We start from the raw sequence: 25,466 nt of genomic DNA, 5'->3' as shown, positions 1-25,466 counted from the left end.
AACATCCCAGGATGACAGCATGAACTCCCAACGACCTGCCCTCGCCGCCAATGCATCGGACTACCCGGTCATGGTGCTGCTTGTGGACGACCAGGCCATGGTCGGCGAAGCGGTACGCCGTGCGCTATCCACCGAGTCCGACATCGATTTCCACTATTGCTCGCAGCCCGACGAAGCCGTCGCCGTGGCGCAGCGCACCCGGCCCACAGTGATCCTGCAGGACCTGGTCATGCCGGGTCTCGACGGCCTGACACTGGTCCGCCAGTACCGCGATAACGCCGCCACGCGCGATATCCCGATCATCGTGCTGTCGACCAAGGAAGAGGCCTCGATGAAAAGCGCGGCCTTCGCCGCCGGCGCCAATGACTACCTGGTCAAGCTGCCCGACAGCATCGAGCTGATCGCGCGTGTCCGCTACCACTCGCGTTCGTACCTGAACCTGCTGCAGCGCGACGAAGCTTACCGCGCGCTGCGGCAAAGCCAGCAGCAGTTGCTCGAGACCAACCTGGAACTGCAGCGCCTGACCAACTCGGACGGCCTCACCGGGCTGTCCAACCGCCGCTACTTCGACGAATACCTCGGCGCGGAATGGCGCCGCGCGCAGCGCGAGCAGACGCAACTGGCGCTGGTGATGATCGATGTCGACGCCTTCAAGGCCTACAACGACACCTACGGCCACGTCGCCGGCGACGACGTGCTGCGCCGCGTGGCCGCCGTGCTCAGGGAAAACTGCACGCGAGCATCGGACCTGCCCGCGCGCTTCGGCGGCGAAGAGTTCGCGATGGTGCTCCCGGGAACCTCGCCCGGCGGCGTGCGTCTGCTGGCCGAGAAAGTACGGCGCGCGGTGCAGGACCTTGCCATTGCGCACAGCGGCTCGCCCACCGGCGGTTGCGTGACCGTCAGCATCGGCGGCGCGCTGCTGGTGCCGCAGGCCGGCGAGCCGTCGAGCCGGCTGGTGGAAGTCGCCGATGCGGGGCTGTACCAGGCCAAGCGCAACGGGCGCAACCAGGTCATGATGTCTCTGCCTCAGGGATGAGCCCGATCGCGCCAAAACCTTTGCCATGACGGCGTCAATGGCGGCGAAACGCCGGTTGCAACAACCGGTTACACAGTAGTTGCCGCTGGCCCGCACAAGCCGGCGCGTCGGGCCGGCCGCCGCCAACCTATACCCGGTCACGCTTTGCCGTATTTCGGACGCATTGTGGACACTGTGTCTGTGGGATTCCTCCGACAGGGAATTCGGAGCCGCGCGCCTGTCTCCTGCCTGCCTTCATACCTATCGTTCCATCACGGCAGCTGCATCCATGGCACGCGCGCTCGTCGCGCCTGCACCATGCAGAACGCCAACTGGCCACGCTACCGGCAACCCCGCCGCACTGCATGGGCCAGCTCGTCTCTGATTCCAACGGTAAGAGGTGACCCATGTTCCGATCCAAGACCAGTCTTATCCTCGGCCTCGTGCTGGCCGCAACGGCAGTCCTGTCGGCCTGTGGCGGCGGCGATGACGGCATCGACGATCGCGTCGGCCTGAGCAAGCCGACCATCCGTGCGATCCATGCGATCACCGGCGGCCCCAACGTCGACATCCTGCAGAACGGCGCGCTGACCAGCTTCACCAACAAGGCGTACAAGTTTGTCTCAACTTACTTCAACGTTGAAACCGGCAACCAGCTGATCTCGTTCAACGTTGCCGGCACGCAGACCGAACTCGGCCGCGCGACCGTGGTGGCCGCCACCGGCCACAAGTACACCGTGGTCGCCCTGCCAGGCGCGACCGCCGCCGATGTGCTGCTGATCGACGATCCGTTCGAAAAGGGCCTGCTGTCGAACAAGGCGCGCGTGCGCACGCTGAACGCTTCATTCAATGCGCAGAACGTCGACATCTACCTGACCATGCCGGCGATCGATATCAATTCGGTCGGCCCGAACTTCAGCAACGTAGGATACAAGCAGGCATCGCCGGCTTCCGGGTCCGATTCGGTCGACATGGACGGCGGCACCTACCGCCTGCGTATTACCACGGCGGGCACCAAGACCGTGATCTTTGATTCGGGCGCGCTGACGCTGGACAACAACGCCGACTGGCTGATCACCACCATTCCGAGCGACGGCATCGGCGCGACCGTGCCGAACAAGATCAAGGTGCTGGTGGCACGCGGCAACGACGAATCGCAGGCCGGCCTTGAGCTGGTATCGCAATAAGCCGCAATAACGCGGCAAGCATGAGCCTGCCCGTGCCATGCGCACGGGTATGCGCCGCAGGCCGGTCCCTGGACGACCGGCCTGTTTTTCTTTCGGGCGACATTCAGCGGCCAAACCTGTACGCTGTCGGCGTGGGACGCGCGTGGCATGAATGTCCGTCGCGGCATTTGGACGCGCCGCTCCCCGCACAAAGCTTTTGGGGGATTGCGACATGGCTATCCAGCTCAATCACACCATCGTGTTTTCCCATGACAAGAAGGTCTCCGCCGACTTTCTCTGCGAGATCCTCGGGCGGCCAGCGGCAGTGCCGTTCGGGCCATTTCTCGGCGTCCGCCTCGACAACGGTGTCACGCTGGATTTCATGAACGCCGAAGGCGATGTTGCCCTGCAGCACTATGCCTTCCTGGTCAGCGACGCCGAGTTCGACCAGAGCTTTGCCCGCATCCGTGAGCGCAACCTGATGTACTGGGCCGACCCCTACCGCCGCCGGCCAGAACAAGTCAGCACTGACGATGGCGGCCGCCGGATCTATTTTGAAGATCCGAGCAAGCATTTCCTGGAAATCTTTACGAAGGAATGACGAGCAGAAGGGCTCGCCGGTCAGCCGGGCTCGCCCTCGTCCGGCGCCAGCTCCGCCTTCAGCACCGCAAGGTGCGAGATGTACTGCTCCAGTTCGGCACGCCCGCGCTCCGTGATGCAGTACACGCGGCCGCTGCCTTCGACCAGCTCGGCGGTAATGGCACGCGCCATCATCAGGCTGCGCAGCACCGGCCGCAGCGAGCGGATGTTCTTGTCGATGCCCCGTTCGCGCAGGCGTTCGACCAGGCTCAGCACCGTCGAAGGACTCGACTGTACGAGCTTGAGGACGTAGACACGTGAAAAAAAGCGGTCAAGGGTTGGCGGTTTCATGGGCGCTGTGGGCGCACCCGATGGTGCGGGAATCCTGATCATCATGCGCAGCCATGACTGCTGCCGCAGTCGGGCACTCTCTTGTCGTGATGGCGGGCAGTGCGGCCCGAGCCAAAGAAAACGGGGTGCGCAGAGGCACCCCGAAACGCTTGCGTTGTCATGCGCCGCCTGGGGTGGACCGTTCCGACGGCGCATTCCCGGGAACACGCGCGGCGCTATTCTTCCTGGAACGCCTCTTCGCGCTTGGCCTTGATCGACGGCAGGGCCACCACCGCCACCAGTGCGGCAGCCGCGATCAGCAGGCCGACCGACAGCGGGCGCGTCACGAACACGGTGAAGTCACCACGCGACAGCAGCAGCGAGCGCCGGAAGTTCTCTTCCATCATCGGCCCCAGCACGAAGCCCAGCAGCAGCGGCGCGGGCTCGCACTTGAGCTTCAGGAACAGGTAGCCGATGATGCCGAAGCCGGCAGCCATGAACACATCGAAGGTCTGGTTGTTGACCGAGTAGACGCCGATGCAGCAGAACGTCAGGATGGCCGGGTACAGGAAGCGATACGGCACGGTCAGCAGCTTGACCCAGATACCGATCATCGGCAGGTTCAGGATGATCAGCATCAGGTTGCCGATCCACATCGAGGCGATCAGGCCCCAGAACAGCGCCGGGTTGCTGGTCATCACCTGCGGGCCGGGCTGGATATTGTGGATCGTCATCGCGCCGACCATCAGCGCCATCACCGCGTTGGGTGGAATGCCCAGCGTCAGCAGCGGGATGAACGAGGTCTGCGCCGCGGCATTGTTGGCCGATTCCGGACCGGCCACGCCTTCGATCGCGCCCTTGCCGAACTCGTGCGCAAACTTGGAAGTCTTCTTCTCCAGCGAATAGGCCGCGAACGATGCCAGCGCCGCGCCGCCGCCGGGCAGGATGCCCAGCGCCGAACCCAGCGCCGTGCCGCGCAGCACCGCGGGAATCATGCGCTTGAAGTCGTCCTTGGTCGGGAACAGGTTGGTAACCTTGTTGGTGAAGGTCTCGCGCGCTTCCTTCTGCTCCAGGTTGGCGATGATTTCGGCAAAGCCGAACATGCCCATGGCCAGTGCGACGAAATCGATACCGTCTGTGAGCTCCGGCACGTCGAACGAGAAGCGTGCGGCGCCCGAATTCACGTCGGTACCGATCAGCCCCAGCAGCAGGCCCAGCACGATCATCGAGATCGCCTTTGGCAGCGAACCCGACGCCAGCACCACGGCACCGATCAGGCCCAGCACCATCAGCGAGAAGTATTCGGCGGGACCGAACTTGAACGCGATTTCCGACAGCGGCGTGGCAAACGCGGCCAGGATCAGCGTAGCCACGCAGCCGGCGAAGAACGAGCCCAGGCCCGCGGTGGCCAGCGCCACCCCGGCCCGCCCGCGCCGCGCCATCTGGTAGCCGTCGATGGTTGTCACCACCGAGGACGATTCACCCGGCAGGTTCACCAGGATGGCGGTCGTAGAACCGCCGTACTGCGCGCCGTAGTAGATGCCGGCCAGCATGATCAGCGCGGCCACCGGCGGCAGCGTATAGGTGATCGGCAGCAGCATGGCGATGGTGGCCAGCGGCCCCAGCCCCGGCAGCACGCCGATCAGCGTGCCCAGCACGCAGCCGAGGAAGGCATAGGCCAGGTTCTGCAGCGACAGGGCCGTGGAAAAGCCCAGTGCAAGATGGTCAAACAATTCCATGGTGTGCGACTCCTTAGCTGCCCAGGAAAGCCGGCCACACCGGCATCTGCAGGTTGATGCCGTAGACGAAGGCACCGAGGCTGATCAGCACCAGCACTACGCCGTTGAGCAACGCGCCCTTCCAGCTGAATTCATGGCTCGCCATCGACGACACCAGCACCAGCACGAACACCGACAGCACCATGCCGAGCGGCTTGAGCAGCAGGCCGAACAGCACTACCGAACCCAGGATCCACAGCAGGGTCTTCAGGTCCCAGCGGGCAAGGTGGTCCTCCTCGCCCTTGGACGAGAGCGAGCCCAGCAGCACTACCGCGCCCAGCACGGCGAGCACCAGGCCCAGCAGGAAGGGGAAATATCCGGGTCCCATCTTCGCCGCCGTTCCCATGGAATAGCCGCGTGCGACCCAGGAAAAGCCCAGACCGACCAGGATAAACATCAGGCCGGAGGCAAAGTCCTTTTGGCTGCGTATGCGCAAAACGATTCTCCTCAAAGTTCATGAAATGCAAGGCCGGGGCGAGCGCTGGCTCTGGCGCAACGCGGCATGCCAAGGGCATGGTTTCCGACGGTTGGATCGAACCTTAAAGAGGTGATCTTTCAGGGGGCTTTCATTTGTCCTGGCTTACGGGTATTTACCAACAGGCCTTGAAACAAGGGGTTTTTGATGGATGGTGCGCGAGTCAATACATCATGACGTGATGTATTGACTCGCATTAATTCTGATGTGAGAAAGGCTTGTCGGCGCAGGCGGAATTGGGAGCTTTGAGCCTGGCGAAGAAGACGGCGCGCGCTTGCATCCGGGCAAGACGCGGCCGTCAAGACGCGCTTGCGTGTGCCGGCGCGTGTGCTGGGAGGGAGTGCCAGCGATTGCAGGATGACAGGTTGATCTTTCGAATCGCTTTCAGCAAGCGTCAGCAGGTGGCGTGGTATGGCAAAGTCGCCGACGCAATCACGTTCCGCCGCACCAGCGATCAGCTTCCCGCCGAAGCCGGCAATCACGCCACTTCAAATATGCAACCTGCATAGCCCCTGCCGCCATCGCTTGCTTCAGGCTTCGTCTGGCAGGATGGTTTCGCCACAAGTGTCGACGGCAGCGCGGGCCCGAAACGGCCCCCGGGGCGCCGGTACGCCGGGAAGTAGCCGTCCAGTTCATCCAGCGTGGATTTGTCTCCGCCGGACAGTGCCACATAGCACTCAGGATCCACTACCACGCGCTGCGTCCTGTACACATGCGTGTCGGGCGAGAAACCTAGCTTGAATTCATGCAGAGAATCGTTCGCAGAACCCAGCCCGCCGCCCAGGTGCAGGCACTTCATGCGGTTAAGCTGGCCCCATTCGCGCGCAGCATGGATGACCGTCTTTGACGGCTGGAGATGACGGTATTCCCAGTCCCAGCCTGCGAGGTGGTATTGCATGATGCCCGACTCGCGCGACACGGTGAACAATGCCCCGCCGATGACGTCGCCGTCCTCTTCGGCCACGAACAGCAGCAGGTCGCTGCCGAGGGATCGCACCAGGGTCCCATAGTATTGCGCGTCGAAGAAGTAATACGCCGACGCATTTAACCGCCTCATGGTTTCGTTGTAGAGCCGGATAAACCGCGGCAGCATTGCGCAGTCAGTGTCTAGCCGTGCAGTGACGCCAGCGCGGCGGGCGCGGTTAATGCCACGCTTGTGGCGCGCCTGGGTTTCCTGCCACAGCCGCTCCGGGCTCTTCGTGAGGTCGATCGAGACGGTGGACCCTTGCTCGACCACCACCCCGAAGCGGCTCTGCCAGTCCGCATTTAGCAATGGGTGCATGCGGATAAACCACGACACGCAGCCTTCACGGCGCAGCAGCGCCAGCGCGGCGCCAAGTGCCTCGTCGGCGAACCCGGCCGGTGCGCCGTGGCTCACTACCGGTCCTCCGTAACCGTAGGCCGAGGTGGCGTCCCAACTGTCATTGGCGAGCGGCCGGCGCACGATCGGAACCAGCAAGTCGCAGGATCCATCGGTGACATGGACAGCAGCCGCGCTGCCACGCTCACTGCGCTCTGCTGCGACGTACCAGCCTGGCGTGTGATGGCAGTCGTGGTGACAGCGTGCCAGCGTTTCCCGCCACGCTGGCGTGTCTGGTTGAAGCAGGATCGATTGCATTGATGATTCCATATCAGACGTGCCAATGCGCTCAGCGCCGGGGCATTGGTCTCGCTAGCATCAGCCTGCGGACCGAGGCGCCGCGACGCGCTTTCGATAGGTGAATGACTGGAATGAGCGGAAAGTAGTGCCGTTCACGTGGACGAGGCCACCAACTCGGCGGCACCCACATCGAGGGCACCACTCACGCCGGCGCGAGAACTAGGCCACGATCATTCTTGCCAGGACGCAGAACGTGATCGCGCACACCGCTCACGGTGCGGATCAGCCGCGTGGAGGACGCGGCAGGCGTGGCAGGTCAGGACCGGGCAGTGGCCCGCCGGCGTATTGCGGCCGGCTGGCACTACCTGCACAGGCCGCGAGAACTAGCGGGGAGGGCGATAACAGCTGCTCGACAGGATCGGAGCCGGTCTGCTCCGACGGCTCCGCGGCTTCGGAAGGTGGCATGGGATGGCCGGCGTCGTCGCGCTCTGCAAACTCGGCCTCGGCGGCCTTGGCCGTGGCATCCGCCGACACGATGTGCGCGACCGCGTTCGCCCAGCCTTGGAGAGGCAGGAAGGCCAGCGTCAGGATCAGCAGAAGAAGCCGGATGGTGCGCACGTAAAGACAGTTTGTGGATATGGGTCCGGGAAATTCTACAGCGCGCGGCACCGGGGGGTTCACGTCCATGTGGTCAACCGCACATGGACCAGCGATATCGCGATGACATGGCGCAGACGCCCCCTGAGGCGTGTGCGGACGACAACGGGGCGCAGCCCTGCATTTCTACCTGAATGAGTTATTCCGGTGCGACGGTCGCCGCAGCATAGTCGGCGCGGGCCGGCGCCTCCCGTAGGCGATGCGCCTTGCTGGCGCCTCACGGATCGGCCCCATAGAGGCTGCGTGCGCCGCCCGGCAGTTTTCTCTCCCGCAAGTCAGTCCGGCAGCAAACGCCGCGTACCGGCGTACGCGCGCGCTCTCAGTCGCGGTACCTTCGAGGAGGTAGGGTCATGTTTGTCGGTTTCCAGCCCCCACTGCATGATCGCCGTAGTCGCGGTAAGCTTGCGTTTTCGCTGACGGCCGCGGCCGCGGGATTTTCCGCATGCCCGCGGCTGCGGCCTTGCCCTTCGCCCAACGAACGCCACCAAGGAGAACACGCATGTACCAGGATCTCGCCCTCTATATCGACGGTGAATTTATCAAGGGAGGCGACAGGCGCGAGCAGGACGTCATCAACCCGGCCACCGAGGAAGTGCTGGGCAAGCTGCCGCACGCGACGCGCGCCGACCTGGACCGCGCGCTCGCCGCCGCGCAGCGCGCGTTCGAAAGCTGGAAGAAGTCCTCGCCGCTGGAGCGTGGCAAGATCCTGCGCCGCGTGGGCGAGCTGGCCCGCGAGCGCGCCAAGGACATCGGCCGCAATATCACGCTGGACCAGGGCAAGCCGCTGGCCGAAGCCATCGGCGAAATCATGGTCTGCGCCGAGCATGCCGACTGGCACGCCGAGGAATGCCGCCGCATCTACGGCCGCGTGATCCCGCCGCGCCAGCCCAATGTGCGGCAGATCGTCGTGCGCGAGCCGATCGGGGTCTGCGCCGCGTTCACGCCGTGGAACTTCCCGTTCAACCAGGCGATCCGCAAGATCGTCGCCGCGGTGGGCGCGGGCTGCACGCTGATCCTGAAGGGTCCGGAGGACTCGCCCAGCGCAGTGGTGGCGCTGGCCCAGCTGTTCCATGATGCCGGCCTGCCGCCTGGGGTGCTGAACATCGTCTGGGGCGTCCCCGGCGAAGTCTCGACCTACCTGATCGAATCGCCGATCGTGCGCAAGATCTCCTTTACCGGCTCGGTGCCGGTGGGCAAGCAGCTGGCCGCGCTGGCCGGCGCGCACATGAAGCGCGTGACCATGGAGCTGGGCGGCCATTCGCCGGTGCTGGTGTTCGACGACGCCGACATCGAGCCCGCCGCCGAGATGCTGGCGCGCTTCAAGCTGCGCAATGCCGGCCAGGTGTGCGTGTCGCCGACGCGCTTCTACGTCCAGGAAAAGGCCTATGACAAGTTCCTGGCGCGCTTCACCGAGGTGATCGGCTCGATCAAGGTCGGCAACGGCCTGGACGACGGCACCCAGATGGGCCCGCTGGCGCATGAGCGCCGCGTGCTGTCGATGGAGCAGTTCCTGGACGATGCCAGCCAGCGCGGCGGCAAGGTGGTGGCCGGCGGCTCGCGCATCAGCGCCCTCGGCAACGACAAAGGCTATTTCTTCGCGCCGACCGTGGTGACCGACCTGCCCGACGATTCGCGCCTGATGACCGACGAGCCGTTCGGCCCGGTTGCGCCGGTCACGCGCTTCAAGGACACCGCCGAAGTGCTGCGCCGCGCCAACAGCCTGCCCTTCGGCCTGGCCTCGTATGTATTCACCAACTCGCTCAAGACCGCGACGGAAGTTTCCAACGGGCTGGAAGCGGGCATGGTCAACATCAACCACTTCGGCATGGCGCTGGCCGAAACGCCATTCGGCGGCATCAAGGACTCTGGCATCGGCAGCGAGGGTGGCCTGGAGACGTTCGATGGCTACCTGGTGACCAAGTTCATCACCCAGGTCTGAAGCCGGTGGCCAGCGGCTGAGGCGGCCTGCCGCCGGCCCCTCCCGGAGCCGGCGGCGCCCTCCCCGTCAGCGGAAGAAGATGCCGCGCGTCAGGAACGTATAGTTCGCTTCTTCCGCCATCAGCCAGACCAGTATCAGCAGGCACAGCGGCGGGACCAGGATGGCGCAGATCAGCGCCATGCGTTCCCATGCCATATGCATGAACACCGCCACGATCAGCCCCGCCTTCAACGCCATGAACACCAGGATCAGCGTCCAGCGCAGGTATCCGGTGACATGGAAATAGTCGACCAGGTAGGACAGCGTCGACAGCACGAACAGCAACAGCCAGATCTTCAGGTACAGCCCGATGGGATGCTGCTGGCCGCTATGCGCGCCGGCATGCTCGGGCTCGTGCGCGGCCGGCGGCGTGGGCGTCGTTGGGGTTGCGGGGGATGCGGGAGTCGATGCCATGGCAGCCCTCACCAGAGATAGAACAACGCAAAGATAAACACCCAGACCAGGTCAACGAAGTGCCAGTACAACCCGGCGATCTCGACGATCTGGTAGTTGCCGGTGGCTTCGTAGCGCCCGCGCAGCACGCGCGTGGCGACCACCAGCAGGTAGATCACGCCGCACGACACGTGCAGCCCGTGGAAGCCGGTGATCATGAAGAAGGTCGAGCCGAACTGCGCCGCGCCCATCGGGTTGCTCCAGGGGCGCACGCCCTCGTCGACGATCAGCTTGGTCCATTCGAATGCCTGCATGCCGACGAAGAGCATGCCGAACAACGCCGTCACCAGGATCAGCAGCGCGCATTCCCGGCGCGCGCGCCGGTAGGCAAAGTTGACGGCCATCGCCATGGTGCCGCTGCTGGTGATCAGAACGAAGGTCATGATGGCGATCAGCAGCAGCGGGATATCGGCGCCGCCCACGTGCAGCGCGAATACCTCGCTGGGATTCGGCCACGGCACTGTGGTCGCCATGCGCACCGACATATAGCCGGTCAGGAAGCAGCTGAATACAAAGGTGTCGGACAGCAGGAAGATCCACATCATGGTCTTGCCCCACGACACCTTGAAGGCCTGCTGGTCCGAGGACCAGTCCGCCAGCAGGCCGCGCAGCCCGCCCGACGGCGGCGGTGCCGCGGGCGGCGTGGCCGAGGGTGAAGACAGTTGCGTTGACATGCCGCTCTCCTCCTCTTCTGCGTGCGCGCCCTAGGCCGTGCCGCAGAGATAGCGCACCAGCTCGGGCGTGAGCCAGCCCAGCGCTGCCAGCAACACCGCCCACACGGCGAGCAGGAAATGCCAGTAGCGCGCGCACAGCCGCATGCGCAGCGCGGCGCGGTCGCCGCTGCCGCGCGCTGCCACCGCGAAGCCCCACCCTGCCAGGCCACCCAGCACGTGCAGGCCATGCATGGCGGTCAGCAGGTAGAAGAAGCTGCCTGCCGGATTGCCGGCAGGCATGACCTGCATCGCGCCCAGCGCCTGCCAGGCCCACAGCTGCGAGACCACAAAGGCGGCAGCGCCCAGGCCGCCCAGCCGCAGCGCCAGCCGCCCCACTCCCATGCTGCCGCGGCGCGCCGCGCGCGACGCCACCTCCATCGCCACGCTGCCCGCGGCCAGCAGCGCCGTCGACAGCCATACCTGCCACGGCAGCGCGATGCGGTGCCAGTCCGGGCTGTCCATGCGCAGCGCATAGGCGGTCAGGAACAGCGCGAACAGCGACGTGACCACGCCCATGAACACCCACAGGCCGATGCTTGCCGGCGACCGCCGCTGCGGGTGGCGGTGCGCGGCATTCTCGCCGGAGGGATTGCCGCCGAAGTCGTCGCGGCTGACCTTGTAGACGGCGTCGGCGTTCATGCTACGGCTCCGCGGCTGGCGTGGGGTTCAGGCTCCGATCCGCCTTCTTCGGGCGGCGCGTTCTGCGCGATGAAGTCCTCGCGCGCGCCCGGCACGCTGTAGGCGTAGGCCCAGCGGTACACCACCGGCAGGTGCGGGCCCCAGTTGCCGTGCACGGGCGGCGTCTGCGGCGTCTGCCACTCCAGCGAGGCCGCGCGCCACGGGTTGCCGTCGGCCTTCTGGCCACGGCGCAGGCTCCACACCAGGTTATAGACAAAGAGCAGCTGCGCCGTGGCGACCACGAACGCCGCCACCGAGATGTACATGTTCATCACATGCGCGGACTCGGGGATGAAGGCGTAGTTCTCCCACGCGTAGTAGCGCCGCGGCATGCCCAGCACCCCGAGATAGTGCATCGGGAAGAAGATGGCGTAGGTGCCGATGAAGGTGATCCAGAAATGCACGCGGCCCATGGTGTCGTCGAGCATGCGGCCCGTCACCTTGGGATACCAGTGGTAGATGCCGCCGAACACCACCAGGATCGGCGACACGCCCATCACCATGTGGAAGTGCGCCACCACGAAATACGTGTTCGACAGCGGGATATCCACGCTGACATTGCCCAGGAACAGTCCGGTCAGCCCGCCGATGACAAAGGTGCTGATAAACGCGATCGCGAACAGCATCGGCACAGAGAAATGGATGTCGCCGCGCCATAGCGTGATGACCCAGTTATAGACCTTGATCGCCGTGGGCACGGCGATGATCAGCGTGGTGGTGGCAAAGAAGAAGCCGAAGTAGGGGTTCATGCCGCTGACGAACATATGGTGCGCCCACACCACCACCGACAGCACGCCGATCGCCAGGATCGCCCACACCATGGTGCGATAGCCGAAGATGCTCTTGCGCGCATGCACGCTGACCAGGTCGGAGACGATGCCGAAGGCCGGCAGCGCGACGATATACACCTCGGGGTGGCCGAAGAACCAGAACAGGTGCTGGAACAGCAGCGGGCTGCCGCCCTTGTAGGTGAGCTGCTGCCCCATCGACACCATCGCGGGCATGAAGAAGCTGGTGCCCAGGGTCTTGTCCAGCAGCATCATCACCGCGGACACGAACAGCGCCGGGAACGCCAGCAACGCCAGGATGGTGGCCATGAAGATGCCCCACACCGACAGCGGCATGCGCAGCAGCGTCATGCCCTCGGTGCGTGCCTGCAGCACGGTGGTGACGTAGTTCAGGCCGCCCATCGTCGCCGCGACGATGAAGATCGCCAGCGACACCAGCATCAGGATGATGCCCCAGTCATGCCCCGGGGTGCCGGGCAGGATGGCCTGCGGCGGGTACAGCGTCCAGCCCGCACCGGTGGGCCCGCCCGGCACGAAGAAGCTGGCCAGCAGCACGATCACCGACAGCAGGTAGACCCAGAAGCTGAGCATGTTGAGGAAGGGGAACACCATGTCCCGCGCCCCCACCATCAGCGGGATCAGGTAGTTGCCGAAGCCGCCGAGGAACAGCGCCGTCAGCAGGTAGATCACCATGATCATGCCGTGCATGGTGACGAACTGGTAATAGCGGTTGACGTCGATAAACTCGAAGCGCCCCGGGAAACCCAGCTGCATCCGCATCAGGTTGGACAACGCCACGCCCACCAGCCCGACCACGATCGCCACGATGGTGTACTGCACGGCGATCACCTTGTGGTCCTGGCTCCAGACGTAGCGGGTCCAGAAGCTCTGCGGCGCGTGATGGGCGGCATCGTCGGCGTAAGCCATGCGGGTCTCCTCACTTGCGTGGCGGCGCGGGCGCCGCGCCGGGTGGCACGGCCACCGCGGTCGAGGTCGTATAGGTGCCCGAGGCAGCGCCAGGGGCTGGCGCGGGCGCGGCCGTGCCGGCTGTTGCGGTCGTGGCGGCGCTGGTGGCGGCAGCGGGCGCGCCTGGCGCCGCGGCCTCCGGTGCAGGCGCGCCGGTCCCTGCCGACTTGATATATGCGATCAGCGCAGCGGTCTCGTCCTCGCTCATCGGCAGCTTGGGCATCACCGGGCCGAAGCCCTTCACCAGGCGCGCGTGCGGGTCGTTGATCTCCTTGTGCAGGAAGGCATCGTCGACCGCCGCGCTGCTGCCGTCGGCAAAGGTTTCGGTCTTGCCGTACAGGCCCTTCCACGTCGGGCCCACGCTGGGATTGCCGTCGATGCTGTGGCACGCGGTGCAGCCCTTGCTTTGCGCCAGCGCGCGGCCCTTTTCCACCATGCCGGCGTCGCCGGCGGCGCCCGGCGCTGCAGCGGCCATGGCCGCCGGCGGGGCCGCCGCCTTCGCCAGGGCCATGGCAAAGGTCTGCTGCTTCGCCAGCCAGGCTTCGTACGCGGCGGGTTCATCCACCACCACGATGCCGCGCATGTTGTAGTGCCCCACGCCGCACAGCTGCGCGCACAGGATTTCAAAGCGTCCCGTTTGCGTCGGCGTGAACCAGAACGACGTCACCATGCCCGGCACCATGTTCATGCGCGCGCGGAACTGCGGCACGTAGAAGTCATGCAGCACGTCCTTGGAGCGCAGCAGCACTTTCACCGGCTTGTTCAGCGGCAGGTGTACCTCGGGCCCCACGATGACAATGTTGTCCTGTCCGCGCGGGTCGTCCGGGTCAAGGCCCAGCGGATTGGAACCGGTGATGAAGCGCGGGTCGGAGGCACCCAGCTCGCCGCTCTTGCCGGGAAAGCGAAACGCCCACGACCATTGCTGGCCAACCACCTCCAGCACCATCGCCTCGCGCGGCGGGCGCACATAGTCGGCGTAGACGAGCAGGCCCGGCGCCAGCAACGCCACCACGCCAAGGGTAGTGCCCCCGATCAGCCACCACTCGAGCTTGCGGTTTTCAGGCTCGTAGGCGGCGCGGTGGCCGGTGCCGCCATTGGGATGCGGCGCATTGTGCCGGTAGCGCCAGATGATGTAGCCGAGGAAGAGGTTGATGACGACGAAAAATATCCCGGTGATGACGAGGGTAATGGTCAGCGTGTCGTCCATCTGCTTCCAGTTGGACGCCAGCGGGGTCGCCCACCACGGGCTCAGGAAATGGAAGAGCACCGAAGCGACGACGATGACGACGAGTGCAATGGCCAACGCCATAACCACCCTCCTCCTCGCGCGCGGCGAGGGATGCGGAAGTCACGCAGGTTAGATAAGACTAGTGCATGCCGTCAGGTCACTGCAAGGCGACATGACGACCTGATGCGTGCGGCCATGCACAAGCGATCCGCCGAGAAAAAGCGGCGGCAGGAACCCTCGGTTCCATGCCGCCGCCGTGGTCGCGCGCAGACCCGTGTAGTGGCCAAAGCGCGCTGATAAACGAGCATGCGTCTTGCCGTGCCGTTCGGGCACGATCCCCGGGTTAAAAAAGGTCCTGATTCGGCCGCTGAGCGCCGCGGCTAAGCGCATCACCTCAGTGGGACACGTCCTTGCTTTCCAGCTTCCAGTAGCACGCCGCCGCAGTCAAGCCGAAGATCACGTGGCCGATGAACGTATGCCAGCCGCGCACCTCGACAAACCACGGGAACGCACGCGTCATCACATAGAAGTTGAAGAAGTAGACAACCAGCCCGAACACGGCGCCGGCCAGCATTGCCATGCCAAGGCTCGAGTCCAGCGTGAACGGCGCGATGATCGCCGCCAGGATCATGCCCAGCACCGCGCCCAGCACGAAGTGGATCACCAGTGCCGCCGCCACGGTGCCGACGCTGAACAGCGCCGTCTGCAACTCGTCCGGGCCCATCACGATCGCCGCGATCATGCGCGTGGCCACCCACGGATTGACGCCCGACACCATCGACGACCAGAACAGTTCCAGCACCAGCAGCAGCGCGCCCGCGGCCAGCCCCGACACCGCTGCCGCGGTCCAGTCTGGCTGGCGCCGCACGTAGTGGTGCGATCGCATGTGAAGTTCCATAGCCACCTCCGTCTCTCTCTCGAATCGGCGGGGCCTTCGACATGGATGGGATCGGGCCCCGCGTCTCTGATCAGCATAGGACACGCGCCTCCCATGAGACTGCTGGTACGGCAAAAAACACTTCCGCTGCGTGCGTGGCGCAACGCCCGCGGCGCGGAATGTGCCGGCGCCGATACCCGCGGGGCGCGCCTGCTGTGCGCACTACGGGACAATCCCGATGCGCGCTGCCTTGCGCGCAGCACACACTGCCTATACTGGAATCACAAAAGAGAGACAGGAGACCGCCATGCACTTCACCGCGCATGATCTTGTATTCCTGATTCCGATGGCGCTGGTGGGCGTGATCGCCATGGGTTCGATCCCGGTGACCGCCAAGTACCTGCGTATCAGTTGCCGGACCATGGGGGCGCTGATCGGCGCGCTGGTTGCGGTGCTGGTGCTGGAAGCACTGCCGATGCTGATCTGAGCCCGGCCTGAGTCCGGCCAGATGGGCCGGCCCGGCGTTTCGCTGCATCCGCGAGAAGGAGGGCCGCCATGTCGATCGGCCTGCTTGCCGCCATCATGGCGGCGCTGCTGTTCATTACCGTTCTGGCGGCGCTCTGGCGCTGCAGCAGCCACCCATACCGGATGCGCTACCGGCGCTGCGCCCCGCAACGGCAGCGCGCCACGCTATGCAGGCCGCCATTGCGGCGGCATGGCTAGTGCTGCACGTCGGCGCTGCCAAGCGCCGCTTGCGTTACAACCCGGGTTATAACTCGATCATCGCGAACTCGCCCTTGCCGACGTCGCATTCCGGGCAGCGCCAGTCGTCAGGGATGTCTTCCCAGCGCGTGCCGGGGGCGATGCCGTCTTCGGGCCAGCCTTGTTCCTCGTCGTACACCCAGCCACAGATCACGCACACCCAGGTCTTGTAGGCGACGGCGGCTTCAAGTTGATCCTGCTGCAAAACTCACTCCTGATTCGGTCGTAACGGATTGTCCGGGCCGAATCATACCGTCTTTTGCCGGCGTCACCGTGACGGGCGCCGCCGGCCACCGGGCTACTGGCGGATCGAGAAGTCCACCCGGTTAGGCGCCCCCTTGTCCTTGATGCCCTCGGCCGTGAGCTTGGGCGCGGTCAGGAACAGCCGGCTCTCCGGCACCTTGCCGTCGCGCTCCAGCGACTGCTTGACCACCAGCGCGCGCTGCTCGGCAAGACGCTTCAGGTCGGCTTCGGTGACCGTGGCGTTGGCCATCAACAGCTTCTCCATCTCCTCAGGCGGCAGAGTCTTGGCAAAGCCGACAAAATTGCGCGGCTTCTTCATCGAGGTGCGCTTGTAGACCTCTTCCAGGTACTTCGGGTATTCCTGCTTCGACACCTTGATCTCGGCGCCCTGCTCGCCCGATTCGTCAGCGCCGGCCTCGGCGCCAGCCTGCGCGCTGTTGCGCAGGTCGCGCCGCTTCTGTTCGGCCACGCGCGCATCCAGCCACGCGCGGCGCGCACCGGCCTCGTCGGTCGCCGGGTCGATGCGGCCGCTGATTTCCAGCCGCAGCGAAGGCCGGTCGTTCAGTGCCTGGCCGAGCTTTCCGATCTTGTCCTTCGCCGCCGGCGTCAGCGTCGACGTGCCGGGCGCGAACTCGACATAGCCGAGTTCTTCGCCGCCACCGCCGCCGAAGGCCGAGGCGATCAGCGAGAATGGCGACGTGAGCGCCTTGGTCAGCAGGTTGACGATCACGCGCACGATCACGCCGCCGATGCTGAACTCCGGGTCCGACAGCGAGCCGGAGACGGGCAGGTTCACGTCGATCACGCCGTTGCGGTCCTTCAGCAGCGACACCGCCAGCAGCACCGGCAGCTTGGTCGCGTCCGGGCTGTCGACGCGCTCGCCGAAGGTGAGCTGGTCGAGGAACAGGTGATTGCGTGCATCCAGCTTGCCGTTCTCGATCTTGTACGCGACGTCGACGGTCAGCTTGCCCTTGGTGATCGGGTAGCCTGCGTACTTGGCCGCGTACGGCGTCAGCCGCGTCAGCTCGACCCCCGATGCCTTGGCGGCGATGTCCAGGAACAGCTGCTCGCCCAGCGGATTGATCTTGCCGCTGATGGTGACCGGCGCGTCGTCGTCGATACGGCCGTCGAGCACCAGGTCGGCAGGCGCGGGATCGGCCGACGAGACCTTGGACACCGAGCCTTTCATGCCGGTGAGGTTGGCGGTGTAGTTCGGCTTGACGAAGAAATCCGAGAAATTGACGTTGCCCTGGCTCACCGACACACCACCGATGCGGATCTGCGGCTTGGGCCCGCCCGGCTTCTGCTCGACCTGCGCGGTGCGGGTGTCGCCGGCCCGCACCGGGGGCGTTGCCGGCGCCGAGGCCGGATTGGCCTGCGTCAGGCTGGTGGACGGCGCAGCCTCGCCCTTGGCCGCGCCGCCGGCCATCACGTCCTGCAGGTTCAGGCGGCCGTTGGCGTTAAGGATCACGCGCGCGTAGAAATCGGACAGCGCGATATTGCCCAGGCTGACGCGCATCGGCCCCTTGCTCTCGTCCATCGCGAAGTCGATGCCCGACACCGCGAGCGAGCGCCAGCGCAGGAAATCGTCGCCGCTGACGCGGTCGACCGTGCGCACGTTGCCGGCCAGCACGTTGCCGGCAAAGTGCGCGGCGATCGGCTTGCCGGTGGGGGCATCGACATCGAGCTTGCCCTTGACGGTCAGCGTGCCTCTGCGCAGCGCCGCATTGAAGCGGTCGGCCAGGTACGGCTGCAGCGGCCCCACTTCCACCTGGCGCAGGTCCAGCTGCAGGCGGCTGGCCGGCATGGCGGGCAATATGGTGCCATCGATGCCGATCACGCCGCGGCGGCCGGATTCGGCATGCAGCTTGACCGGCACCGCCGCCGGTGTCAGCGGCCACGCAATGGCGCCGGTGCTGAGCGCGATATTGCGGAACTGGTGGACCACCGGGCGGCCGCGGTTGGCCTCGGCCGGCTGGTAGTCGGCCACGCGCGCGCTGCCGCCGTCGATGGCGATCTTGCCGATCCTGGCTTGCCAGACACCTGCGGCGGCACTGCCGTTCTTGCCATTGGTCCTGTTCGCGGCATTCGCGGCGTTCGCGGCGTTCGGGGCATTCGCGGCATTCGCGGCGGCGGGTGCCTTGCGCGGCGTGGCGCGAGCCTGCTGGGCCGATTCGCTGGCCCACATCCGTGCCATTTCGAGCAGTTCCCCGCGGTGGTCACGCGTGGCCGCGATCTGCGGCTGCGCCAGCGTCACCTGGCTGGTCGCGAACGTCTGCCGCGCGAGGTCGAGCTGGATATCGTCGAGCACCAGCTTCTCGGCGCGCAGCAGCGGCAGGTTGGCGCCCGCTCGGTCGGCCTCGGCGCGCTCGCGCGCACGGCGGCTGGCGCGCTGCGGAGCCTGTGTCGACGCGTCCTTGGCGGTGTCGGCGGTGGCGGCGGGCGTGGCCGGCATCACCACTGGGTCGCGCGTGGCGACATAGAGCGGCGCCAGTTCCACCCGGGACTTTTCCAGTACGAACTGGAACTGCGGCGCCGCCCACGACATGCGGTAGTGCAGTTCGGCATTGACCGCGGTCTCGCCGAACTGGCTGCGCAGCTCGCGCGGCCACCACGCGGCGAAACCCTGCGGCCGCAGCCCCGTGGTCTCGAGCGTGCCGGCCAGAGTGCCGTCGCGCAGCAACAGGTCACCGGTATGGCGCAGGGTCTGGCCGTCGGCCACGGTCAGGGTGGCATCGATATGCGCCGGCTTGTCGCCTTCGGTGCCGGCAAAGCCCTTTACCTCCGCGTCGAGCGGGCCGAGCGCCAGCATGCCCGGGCCCGACGGCGCCAGCGCATCCTCAAACCCGACGTTGGCCTGCTTCACCACGATGCGGTCGACCGCGTAGCGCCAGGGCTGATCCTTGGGCGCGGGGCCGGCCGCTGCGGCTTGCGCGGAAGAAGCGGAGGAAGGCGCGGCGGGCGCAGACGCCGCCGGGGCCGGAGCCGGCGCCACGCCGTCGGTCGACTTGCTTGCCACCTGCGGCAGGAACGCCGTCGCCAGGTTCAGCGTACCGTCGGTGCGCCGCACGGCCTGCACCCCCAGCCCTTCGATTTCCACGCTGCGCAACTGGACCCGACGCGCCAGCGGCTCGATCCGGGCGATGTCCAGCGCCAGCCGGCCGCTCTTCAGCAGCGGCTGGCCCGCGCGCGAGCGGATATCGGCATCGCGCAGCGCGGCGGTGCCCATCAGCAGCATTTCCTGCGTGTCCTTCTGCTGGCGGAACGCCACCGTCAGGCGCGTATCGAGCTTGCCGGACTTGACCTCGGCATCGCGCAGCGGCGGCGCGAAGGCCATGAAGCGCGTCACGTCGAGCCCGTCGAGGTTCACATTGAGCCGGGTCTGGCGCGAATCGGCGAAAGGCAGCACCTCGCCGTCGAGCGCCACCGGCGTGCCATTGACCAGGGCGCTCAGCGTCGGCCGCGTCACGATCTCGACGTCATGCGGCAGGTTGGACAGGAACGGCAGCGTCAGCGTCAGGTGGTCGACGCGCATGCTGGTGTCGAGCCGCTTGTCGTCATAGCTGAAGCTGCTGCCGGTCACGGCAATATTGTTGACCGAGAAGCGCGCCGGCTCGGCATCGGCCGGCTTGGGCGGCAGTGCCGCGAACTTTTCCTGGACATCGGCAAAGCTCATGCGGCCGTCGGCACCGCGCGCCACGCGCACGGCAAGGCGGTCGACATGCAGGTTGTCCACCACCGGGGCCAGGTGCCACAGCGATGCCAGCGAAGTATTGGCCTCGGCTTCGCCCAGCGTCAGCGCGGGCGTCTTGCCGTCGCGCTCGTAGATCGTCAGGTCAGACAGCGTGGCGGCCAGCTCGAACGGCCGCACGTGCGCCTTGCCCAGCGTGACCTTGCGCCCGAGCGCTTCGGTCGCGTTCTTTTCGATCAGGTATTTGAGCAGCGGCGGTCCGCCAAAATAGCCCGCCAGCCCAAACACCGCAAGCGCGGCAACCACGCCGCCGGCAATGCGGGTCACCAGCCGGCCGCGCGGCGTAGCGGCCACTGCCTGAATGGATTGCTTGAATTCCATGTCGTCCCAGAAGATCTGACCCCGCACTCCGGCGCTGCACGCTTGTTTGTGCCCCGGATTTCACTTTTTCGTCGACATTATGGCAACGGTTTCAGACAAAGCAAAGACATCGGAATTGCGCAGTCAACGCCAAAATTGCCGAGCTGTTATCTTTGCGGCCTTAGGAAGGGAGGGCAGTTGCCCTCCCCTTATTTCATGCACGCGGCCACGGCTCAGCGCCGGTGCTGCCGCAGGAAATCCCACATCATCGCGCTGGCATCGGGACCGATGTCGCTGTGGAAGCCGTAACTGGCATCGCCGCCGCTCCAGGCGTGGTCCAGCCCTTCCACCTCAACCAGCGCGACCAGGTCGCGGCTCCAGCGGCCGAAGCGGTATTCGCGGCAGCGGCCCGGTTCTTCGGCAGGCGCCGGATCCGGCGTCGCGGCAAGCCGGTCCTCCAGACCGTTGTAGGCGAGGAACTGGCGCGCCAGCAGCCTGCCATTGACCGGGTGCACCGCATCGTCGGCAAGCCCGTGGATCACCAGCGCCGGCATCGCGGGGCCGCCTGGCGTGACACCGGCGGCGTCGAGCAGCCACGCCGGCTCGGCCGTGGCGCCGTGCCGCATGGCGTACAGGCCGGAGCGCGGCGTATTGGCAGCGCCAATCACGACACCCGAATGCATGGCCACCGCCGCCACCTTGCCAGGGTAGCGCAGCGCCACCACCGCGGCCATGGCCGCGCCGGCGGACATGCCGGCGATGTAGATCTCTCGCTCGCGCACGTCCTGGCGCGCGGCCAGCGCATCAAGCAGCGCCGACACGGCATGCGCCTCGCGCCCGCCTTCGGCGGCGCTCAGGTCGAACCACTGCCAGCAGCGCTGGACCTGTCGCCGCAGCGGCTGTTGCGGGTAAGCGACGATAAAGCCTTCCTGTTCGGCCAGCGCATTCATGCGCGTGCCGGCGCTGATGGCGTCGGGCGTCTGCCGACAACCATGTAGCAGCACCACCACCGGCAGGGGGGCGCGATGGCGCTTGGACGGGATATAGAGGTGATAGGACAGCTGCGGCACCAGCTCTCCGGGCAGCGCCGCCAGGCGCAGCCGGTGTGCCTGCCATGTGCCGGGCAGTTCGTCCGGCGTAATGGCCGCCCAGGCCGCCCTGGCCGACCTGGGCGACCAGGGCGGCGTCGTGGGCGGCGTCGCGGGCACAACGGCCGGACGGGGCGGCCGGGACGGCACATCCTGCGGACGTGACGGTGTCAGCGGATTCAGTGAGTCGAAGCGTTCCAGCCAGGACTTCACCCGCGTTTCAGTTCGGGCCTGCACCCGGCTCAGGCGCCGGAGTTGTGCTTGCCAGTCAGCGGCTAGGCTCTTGGTCATGAGGACTCCTGCTCATATGACGGAATCTCCCCCTTTGCCTTTGTTGTGCGTTGCAGCATATCACACCCGCCACTCGTCTTTTTGTGTCCGGTTTTTGCCCTGGCATGGCGAAAATATTGAACACCAGATACGAAAGAATGCAGAACGCAGCAAGTTGGCCGGCGATAGCGGCGTCTTATACTGGCTCGTCCATTCCCTTCGCCTCAAACTGCCATGCCGGATCACGGCGCCCCCGCCTGTTCGCTTTGCCTGTTCCATGCCATCTGTGGCGTTGCCGAGACAGGTGGCACGCGCGCCGACGCTGTTTTTCGCTTGCATCCGGAGCGCCAGGCGGTGCGCGCCGGCGACTTTGTGTTCCACCAGGGGCGCCCGGCCCTCACGGTCTATCCGCTGCGCGCGGGCAGCGCCAAGCAGGTCTACGAATCGCCGCTAGGCTGGCGCCAGGTCACGGGCTTCTCCTTGCCCGGCGACGTGCTGGGTCTGGAACCGCATGAAGCGCCGCAGCATGGCACCGCCGCGGTCGCACTGCAGGACTCGGTGGTGTGCGTGGTTCCGGTCGAATCGCTGCACGAGCTGATGGCGGTGCCGGCCTTCCGCGAAGCCGCCCTCGAAGTCATGCGCCGCAATGCGCAGCGCGAGCGTGTGCTGCTGGTTGCCATTGGCTCGATGAAGGCGCCGCAGCGGTTGGCCATGCTGCTGCTGGACCTGGCCGGCGAGCAGGCACGACGCCATGGCCGGCAGGACGGCACGCTGACGCTGGCGATGTCGCGCACCGATATCGCCAGCCTGCTTGGCCTGACGCTGGAAACGGTATCGCGGCTTCTGTCGCGCTTTGCGTCGGTCGGGCTGATCGCGGTACGCCAACGGCGGCTGCGCATCATCGACCCCGCAGGGCTTGCCTCGATCTATGCCGACCTTGAAACCTGTACGCACCGGCCCGCGCGCGCGGGCGATCCGGGCGCGGAATTCGCGCCCGGGATGACAATGTGCCGGGGATCGGCCTCTTAGGGCCGGCGACCCGCTACCAGCCGGGGAAGCGGTGGAAGGCATGCACCGCGGGCGCATGTAGCCGTATGCGGCCGCCCCGCGGCAAGCGCGTCGCTCAGCGGCTTTGCTGCGCGCACTCCTGCCGATACGCCTCTTCCAGGCGCTTGCGATCCGGCTGGCGCTCCAGCGTCGGATAGGTACGCCCGTCTGCAGTGGTAACCGACGACTTGCCTTCGGACCATTGGGGACCCTTCGGCAGCGCATTGATCTGGCCCAGCAAAGCCTGGCAGTGCTGACGCTGCGATGCGGACAACGTGCCACCGGGGCCTTCGACCACGGCGGTGGCTTCATCCAGCATCCGCGGCGGCGGTGGCGCCACCATCGGCGTACCGCCGGCTGCGGCTTCGGCCTGGCTCGCTGCCCACGAGGTAGCGTGCGGGAACATTGCCACCATGGCGGCCGTCAGCAGGCCGCACTTGCAAACGAACTTCTTCAAAACCAGTACTCCAGGAGCCTGCGCGGCGCATGGCGGCAGCCATGGTGCGCGGCGTGCGTTGCGGAAACCGGCCGCGCCTTCAGCGATCCTTGCCGCTGCCCTGGCGGCGGCCGGTACGGTTGCGCAGCAGCTCGAGCTTGAGCAGTGCATCCGCAAGCATACTCTTGAGCCGCGCATTCTCCTCTTGCAGCTCGCGCAGCTTGCGCCCGTCGCGGGCGTCGTTCTGGCTCTGGTCTCCGTAGCGCGCGCGCCAGCCATAAAACGAAGCATCGCTGAAGCCATAGCGCGCGCACAGCTCGCGCACCGGCACGCCGCTGGCCGCCTCGGCCAGGTAGCTGCGGATCTGCTCTTCCGAATACCGTCTGTTCACGAATCTCTCCGCTCCACAACGGGGCCAGCGCTGGCGCAGGCAACGCCGGCCGCGCCGTCAACAACCGTGCCGACTCTGGGCGTACGTTAGCCCACGGCCGCGCCAAAAGGAATTCAGTGTCTTCGCAAGGCGAGTTAAGAAAATTATCTGGGTGGATGCGGCTTGCAGCGTCGCCGCAATGGCCAGCTCAAGCCACTGGACCACAGGCGCGCGGGAATTTCCGGCACCTCGTCTTCCAGAAAATCCGCGGACCCGTGCCGTAACCGCACAGGCTGTCAGCCGTGCCGGCAAGGACGCTGTCACTGCCATATTTTGTTAGGCCAATTTGGAGTCCACTTTGTTTAGGCACTGTGACAATGGCATGGAAAGCCATGGCAGACCGCGCGCCGCTTGCGCCGGCAGGCGCTAACTCCCATGTACAGCGCACCGATAAGAGCGATGACAGCAAAATTAGAGGTCTGTGATCAAATCAAGTTTCTAGGACTTTTGCAGACCATGTATTAAGATTCCTCGGCACAACTAAATTTCGCACGCTTTCGCAATGCGCCACGCGGCGCGGGCAGGAAGCGGCCCGGCAGCCCGCAGCCACCGTGAACAGAACCGGTGCGCGGCCCCCACGTTGCCGGTAATCATCAGGCCTGAAGGATCAAGGAGTCACCGCGCCAAATTGTCGACGCAAGTCGGAAATTAGGAGTCGTGCATGATCATCCAAAGTGTCCTGCCCGGAGGGCGTGGGCCGATCCAGTCTGCCGCGCCGAGTGTGACAGGCGTCATTTTCCTAACTGGCTTTGCAGTATGGGGGGCGGATCGCCGCCCGGTCGGATAAGCACGTTTCATGCTTTTGCCGCGCGCGCCATGGCGCGGCGCTGTACGCATCGGACAAACAAAAAAGCAGAAAATGAATCGTGGATCGGGAGAGGCCAGAATGCGTCACGTCAGCACCAAGCTATTGCATGTCTTCATCCTGGTGATGGAGTATCGCGACCTCAACGCGGTCGCCGCCTGTACCCAGGGACGCGTTCCCACTGTTGCTTATAGCCTGACGCGCTTGCGCGAAATCACGGGCGATCCGTTGTTCGTCAAGCGCAATGGCATGCTCGAACCGACGCCCCACGCCTTGCGCCTGGAGCAGACCGCACGCCAGATCCTGGCCAAGTGGAACCAGCTGGTGCGCCCGGGCGAAGCGGGCGTGAGCCAGCGCCGCGCGGCGGGCAGGCGGATTTCCATCGGCTTCTCGTCGTCGATCGGCGATCCGGTCATCACGGAGATCCTGACCGCGCTGTGCGAGCAGTTCCCGCAAGACAGTTTCATCACGCGCCCCGTGATCGCGGATGCCACGCTTGCCGGCCATCTCGATAGCGGCGAACTGGATTGTGCGTTTGTCGTCGATGGCGGGCACGACCCCGAACGCGTGCAACAGCAGAACATCATGGCCACGCCGCGCCGCCTTGTCAGCGCCGCCCGCGAAGGCAGCCACGACGAAGGCGAAACGGACTGGATCCTGCTGCAGGAAGATTGCGAAGCCGGCAGCCCGTTGCGCGCCTTTCTGAGCCGGCAGGCCGGCACGCCCGGGCACCGCGAGACCGTGGTGCCCTCCTGGCATACGCAGATCACGCTGCTGCATGCCGCCGGCGGCATCTGCCCGGTGCTGGACTTCAACGTGCCGCTGGTCACGCGCGAGCGCAAGACGCGGCTGCTGGCACCGCCGAGCAGTTTTCCCGAATGGGCCGCGCTGCATTTCTGGGGACCGGAGCGCAGCCACGACAAAGCGGTGCTGCGCGACATCATGGAAGTTGGCAGCGCGGTGCTGCGCGATCCGCTCAAGGCCATCGACGGCCGCCGCAGCGGGCGGCCGGCCGGCTCGGCGCAGGCGGCCGCGCTCGCGTGATGCGCACAA

The 25,466-nt window shown here is 65.9% G+C and carries 25 protein-coding genes; 8 read left to right on the top strand and 17 right to left on the bottom strand.

Going from position 1 to position 25,466, the window contains the following annotated elements; translation table 11 throughout:
• The first annotated feature begins 19 nt into the window (after positions 1 to 19).
• The 3 genes from J8I34_RS04470 (at position 20) to J8I34_RS04460 (ending at position 2,782) form a co-directional block, all read left to right on the top strand.
• On the top strand, positions 20 to 1,036 hold the full coding sequence (locus J8I34_RS04470) for a response regulator (RefSeq protein ID WP_029047523.1): 1,017 nt from the start codon (positions 20 to 22) through the stop codon (positions 1,034 to 1,036).
• A 386-nt stretch (positions 1,037 to 1,422) separates the two neighbouring features.
• Positions 1,423 to 2,202 carry a DUF4397 domain-containing protein gene (locus J8I34_RS04465; RefSeq protein WP_029047524.1) on the top strand — a complete coding sequence of 260 codons (780 nt, stop codon included), beginning with the start codon at positions 1,423 to 1,425 and terminating at the stop codon, positions 2,200 to 2,202.
• 211 nt (positions 2,203 to 2,413) lie between these two features.
• Positions 2,414 to 2,782, top strand: a complete 369-nt coding sequence (locus tag J8I34_RS04460) for a VOC family protein (protein WP_209805446.1) — start codon at positions 2,414 to 2,416, stop codon at positions 2,780 to 2,782.
• 20 nt (positions 2,783 to 2,802) lie between these two features.
• On the opposite strand, the gene J8I34_RS04455 is transcribed toward J8I34_RS04460, so the two are convergent.
• From J8I34_RS04455 to J8I34_RS04430, 6 genes are all read right to left on the bottom strand, one after another.
• Positions 2,803 to 3,111: a helix-turn-helix transcriptional regulator gene (locus J8I34_RS04455; protein ID WP_029047526.1), complete on the bottom strand. Its 309-nt coding sequence runs from the start codon at positions 3,109 to 3,111 to the stop codon at positions 2,803 to 2,805.
• 215 nt (positions 3,112 to 3,326) lie between these two features.
• Positions 3,327 to 4,829 (bottom strand): tripartite tricarboxylate transporter permease, encoded by a 1,503-nt coding sequence (locus J8I34_RS04450; RefSeq protein WP_209776424.1) that lies wholly within the window; start codon positions 4,827 to 4,829, stop codon positions 3,327 to 3,329.
• Positions 4,830 to 4,842: 13 nt separating this feature from the next.
• Positions 4,843 to 5,304, bottom strand: a complete 462-nt coding sequence (locus J8I34_RS04445) for a tripartite tricarboxylate transporter TctB family protein (RefSeq protein ID WP_135703112.1) — start codon at positions 5,302 to 5,304, stop codon at positions 4,843 to 4,845.
• 119 nt (positions 5,305 to 5,423) lie between these two features.
• Positions 5,424 to 5,825 (bottom strand): hypothetical protein, encoded by a 402-nt coding sequence (locus tag J8I34_RS04440; RefSeq protein WP_209776425.1) that lies wholly within the window; start codon positions 5,823 to 5,825, stop codon positions 5,424 to 5,426.
• Entirely contained in the window at positions 5,822 to 6,961 is a 1,140-nt protein-coding gene (locus J8I34_RS04435; RefSeq protein ID WP_209805418.1) for a GNAT family N-acetyltransferase, read from the bottom strand. The genes J8I34_RS04440 and J8I34_RS04435 overlap by 4 nt, the downstream gene beginning before the upstream one ends.
• A gap of 264 nt (positions 6,962 to 7,225) precedes the next feature.
• Positions 7,226 to 7,630, bottom strand: a complete 405-nt coding sequence (locus tag J8I34_RS04430; RefSeq protein ID WP_245175763.1) for a hypothetical protein — start codon at positions 7,628 to 7,630, stop codon at positions 7,226 to 7,228.
• A 469-nt stretch (positions 7,631 to 8,099) separates the two neighbouring features.
• Here J8I34_RS04430 and J8I34_RS04425 point away from each other — a divergent pair, with 469 nt between their 5' ends.
• Entirely contained in the window at positions 8,100 to 9,539 is a 1,440-nt protein-coding gene (locus J8I34_RS04425) for an NAD-dependent succinate-semialdehyde dehydrogenase (protein WP_029047530.1), read from the top strand.
• A 66-nt stretch (positions 9,540 to 9,605) separates the two neighbouring features.
• On the opposite strand, the gene J8I34_RS04420 is transcribed toward J8I34_RS04425, so the two are convergent.
• From J8I34_RS04420 to J8I34_RS04395, 6 genes are all read right to left on the bottom strand, one after another.
• Positions 9,606 to 9,992 carry a cytochrome C oxidase subunit IV family protein gene (locus J8I34_RS04420; RefSeq protein WP_029047531.1) on the bottom strand — a complete coding sequence of 129 codons (387 nt, stop codon included), beginning with the start codon at positions 9,990 to 9,992 and terminating at the stop codon, positions 9,606 to 9,608.
• 8 nt (positions 9,993 to 10,000) lie between these two features.
• Positions 10,001 to 10,705, bottom strand: coding sequence for a heme-copper oxidase subunit III family protein (locus J8I34_RS04415; protein ID WP_209805417.1), 705 nt, complete (start codon positions 10,703 to 10,705; stop codon positions 10,001 to 10,003).
• A 30-nt stretch (positions 10,706 to 10,735) separates the two neighbouring features.
• Positions 10,736 to 11,383, bottom strand: coding sequence for a cytochrome c oxidase subunit 3 family protein (locus J8I34_RS04410; RefSeq protein ID WP_209805416.1), 648 nt, complete (start codon positions 11,381 to 11,383; stop codon positions 10,736 to 10,738).
• Positions 11,380 to 13,137 (bottom strand): cytochrome c oxidase subunit I, encoded by a 1,758-nt coding sequence (gene ctaD, locus J8I34_RS04405; protein WP_029047534.1) that lies wholly within the window; start codon positions 13,135 to 13,137, stop codon positions 11,380 to 11,382. Before ctaD ends, J8I34_RS04410 begins: the two co-directional genes overlap by 4 nt.
• Positions 13,138 to 13,147: 10 nt before the next feature.
• On the bottom strand, positions 13,148 to 14,485 hold the full coding sequence (locus J8I34_RS04400; RefSeq protein ID WP_029047535.1) for a cytochrome c oxidase subunit II: 1,338 nt from the start codon (positions 14,483 to 14,485) through the stop codon (positions 13,148 to 13,150).
• Between the two features lie 313 nt (positions 14,486 to 14,798).
• A complete protein-coding gene (locus J8I34_RS04395) occupies positions 14,799 to 15,302 on the bottom strand; it encodes a membrane protein (protein WP_029047536.1) in 504 nt (167 codons plus the stop codon).
• A gap of 286 nt (positions 15,303 to 15,588) precedes the next feature.
• Here J8I34_RS04395 and J8I34_RS04390 point away from each other — a divergent pair, with 286 nt between their 5' ends.
• Both J8I34_RS04390 and J8I34_RS04385 read left to right on the top strand, forming a co-directional pair.
• Positions 15,589 to 15,768, top strand: a complete 180-nt coding sequence (locus tag J8I34_RS04390) for a hypothetical protein (RefSeq protein WP_029047537.1) — start codon at positions 15,589 to 15,591, stop codon at positions 15,766 to 15,768.
• 68 nt (positions 15,769 to 15,836) lie between these two features.
• Positions 15,837 to 16,004 carry a hypothetical protein gene (locus tag J8I34_RS04385; RefSeq protein ID WP_209805415.1) on the top strand — a complete coding sequence of 56 codons (168 nt, stop codon included), beginning with the start codon at positions 15,837 to 15,839 and terminating at the stop codon, positions 16,002 to 16,004.
• A gap of 46 nt (positions 16,005 to 16,050) precedes the next feature.
• Here J8I34_RS04385 and J8I34_RS04380 read toward each other — a convergent pair whose 3' ends face one another.
• From J8I34_RS04380 to J8I34_RS04370, 3 genes are all read right to left on the bottom strand, one after another.
• Positions 16,051 to 16,248, bottom strand: coding sequence for a rubredoxin (locus tag J8I34_RS04380; protein WP_029047538.1), 198 nt, complete (start codon positions 16,246 to 16,248; stop codon positions 16,051 to 16,053).
• A gap of 93 nt (positions 16,249 to 16,341) precedes the next feature.
• Positions 16,342 to 20,358, bottom strand: a complete 4,017-nt coding sequence (locus tag J8I34_RS04375; protein WP_209805414.1) for a DUF748 domain-containing protein — start codon at positions 20,356 to 20,358, stop codon at positions 16,342 to 16,344.
• Between the two features lie 212 nt (positions 20,359 to 20,570).
• Complete coding sequence (locus tag J8I34_RS04370) at positions 20,571 to 21,716, bottom strand: extracellular catalytic domain type 1 short-chain-length polyhydroxyalkanoate depolymerase (RefSeq protein ID WP_209805413.1); 1,146 nt, start codon at positions 21,714 to 21,716, stop codon at positions 20,571 to 20,573.
• A 213-nt stretch (positions 21,717 to 21,929) separates the two neighbouring features.
• Here J8I34_RS04370 and J8I34_RS04365 point away from each other — a divergent pair, with 213 nt between their 5' ends.
• The gene (locus tag J8I34_RS04365) at positions 21,930 to 22,724 is read left to right on the top strand and encodes a Crp/Fnr family transcriptional regulator (protein ID WP_209805412.1); all 795 of its coding nucleotides are present in this window, start codon (positions 21,930 to 21,932) and stop codon (positions 22,722 to 22,724) included.
• 94 nt (positions 22,725 to 22,818) lie between these two features.
• On the opposite strand, the gene J8I34_RS04360 is transcribed toward J8I34_RS04365, so the two are convergent.
• Together J8I34_RS04360 and J8I34_RS04355 are read right to left on the bottom strand one after the other, a co-directional pair.
• Entirely contained in the window at positions 22,819 to 23,199 is a 381-nt protein-coding gene (locus J8I34_RS04360) for a hypothetical protein (RefSeq protein WP_209776445.1), read from the bottom strand.
• A 79-nt stretch (positions 23,200 to 23,278) separates the two neighbouring features.
• Positions 23,279 to 23,569: a transposase gene (locus tag J8I34_RS04355; protein ID WP_029047543.1), complete on the bottom strand. Its 291-nt coding sequence runs from the start codon at positions 23,567 to 23,569 to the stop codon at positions 23,279 to 23,281.
• Between the two features lie 925 nt (positions 23,570 to 24,494).
• Here J8I34_RS04355 and J8I34_RS04350 point away from each other — a divergent pair.
• Positions 24,495 to 25,457: a LysR substrate-binding domain-containing protein gene (locus tag J8I34_RS04350; protein WP_209805411.1), complete on the top strand. Its 963-nt coding sequence runs from the start codon at positions 24,495 to 24,497 to the stop codon at positions 25,455 to 25,457.
• The last annotated feature ends 9 nt before the right edge of the window (positions 25,458 to 25,466 follow it).

The sequence above is a fragment of the Cupriavidus phytohabitans genome, from assembly GCF_017815025.1.
GTDB lineage: Bacteria > Pseudomonadota > Gammaproteobacteria > Burkholderiales > Burkholderiaceae > Cupriavidus.
This window is presented reverse-complemented; position numbering and strand designations above follow the sequence as displayed.

Coding starts and splice junctions, on each gene's coding strand:
- J8I34_RS04470 (WP_029047523.1), top strand. CDS start 20: ATGAACTCCCAACGACCTGCCCTCGCCGCCAATGCATCGGACTACCCG.
- J8I34_RS04465 (WP_029047524.1), top strand. CDS start 1,423: ATGTTCCGATCCAAGACCAGTCTTATCCTCGGCCTCGTGCTGGCCGCA.
- J8I34_RS04460 (WP_209805446.1), top strand. CDS start 2,414: ATGGCTATCCAGCTCAATCACACCATCGTGTTTTCCCATGACAAGAAG.
- J8I34_RS04455 (WP_029047526.1), bottom strand. CDS start 3,111: ATGAAACCGCCAACCCTTGACCGCTTTTTTTCACGTGTCTACGTCCTC.
- J8I34_RS04450 (WP_209776424.1), bottom strand. CDS start 4,829: ATGGAATTGTTTGACCATCTTGCACTGGGCTTTTCCACGGCCCTGTCG.
- J8I34_RS04435 (WP_209805418.1), bottom strand. CDS start 6,961: ATGCAATCGATCCTGCTTCAACCAGACACGCCAGCGTGGCGGGAAACG.
- J8I34_RS04430 (WP_245175763.1), bottom strand. CDS start 7,630: ATGGACGTGAACCCCCCGGTGCCGCGCGCTGTAGAATTTCCCGGACCC.
- J8I34_RS04425 (WP_029047530.1), top strand. CDS start 8,100: ATGTACCAGGATCTCGCCCTCTATATCGACGGTGAATTTATCAAGGGA.
- J8I34_RS04420 (WP_029047531.1), bottom strand. CDS start 9,992: ATGGCATCGACTCCCGCATCCCCCGCAACCCCAACGACGCCCACGCCG.
- J8I34_RS04415 (WP_209805417.1), bottom strand. CDS start 10,705: ATGTCAACGCAACTGTCTTCACCCTCGGCCACGCCGCCCGCGGCACCG.
- J8I34_RS04410 (WP_209805416.1), bottom strand. CDS start 11,383: ATGAACGCCGACGCCGTCTACAAGGTCAGCCGCGACGACTTCGGCGGC.
- ctaD (WP_029047534.1), bottom strand. CDS start 13,137: ATGGCTTACGCCGACGATGCCGCCCATCACGCGCCGCAGAGCTTCTGG.
- J8I34_RS04400 (WP_029047535.1), bottom strand. CDS start 14,485: ATGGCGTTGGCCATTGCACTCGTCGTCATCGTCGTCGCTTCGGTGCTC.
- J8I34_RS04395 (WP_029047536.1), bottom strand. CDS start 15,302: ATGGAACTTCACATGCGATCGCACCACTACGTGCGGCGCCAGCCAGAC.
- J8I34_RS04390 (WP_029047537.1), top strand. CDS start 15,589: ATGCACTTCACCGCGCATGATCTTGTATTCCTGATTCCGATGGCGCTG.
- J8I34_RS04385 (WP_209805415.1), top strand. CDS start 15,837: ATGTCGATCGGCCTGCTTGCCGCCATCATGGCGGCGCTGCTGTTCATT.
- J8I34_RS04375 (WP_209805414.1), bottom strand. CDS start 20,358: ATGGAATTCAAGCAATCCATTCAGGCAGTGGCCGCTACGCCGCGCGGC.
- J8I34_RS04370 (WP_209805413.1), bottom strand. CDS start 21,716: ATGACCAAGAGCCTAGCCGCTGACTGGCAAGCACAACTCCGGCGCCTG.
- J8I34_RS04365 (WP_209805412.1), top strand. CDS start 21,930: ATGCCGGATCACGGCGCCCCCGCCTGTTCGCTTTGCCTGTTCCATGCC.
- J8I34_RS04350 (WP_209805411.1), top strand. CDS start 24,495: ATGCGTCACGTCAGCACCAAGCTATTGCATGTCTTCATCCTGGTGATG.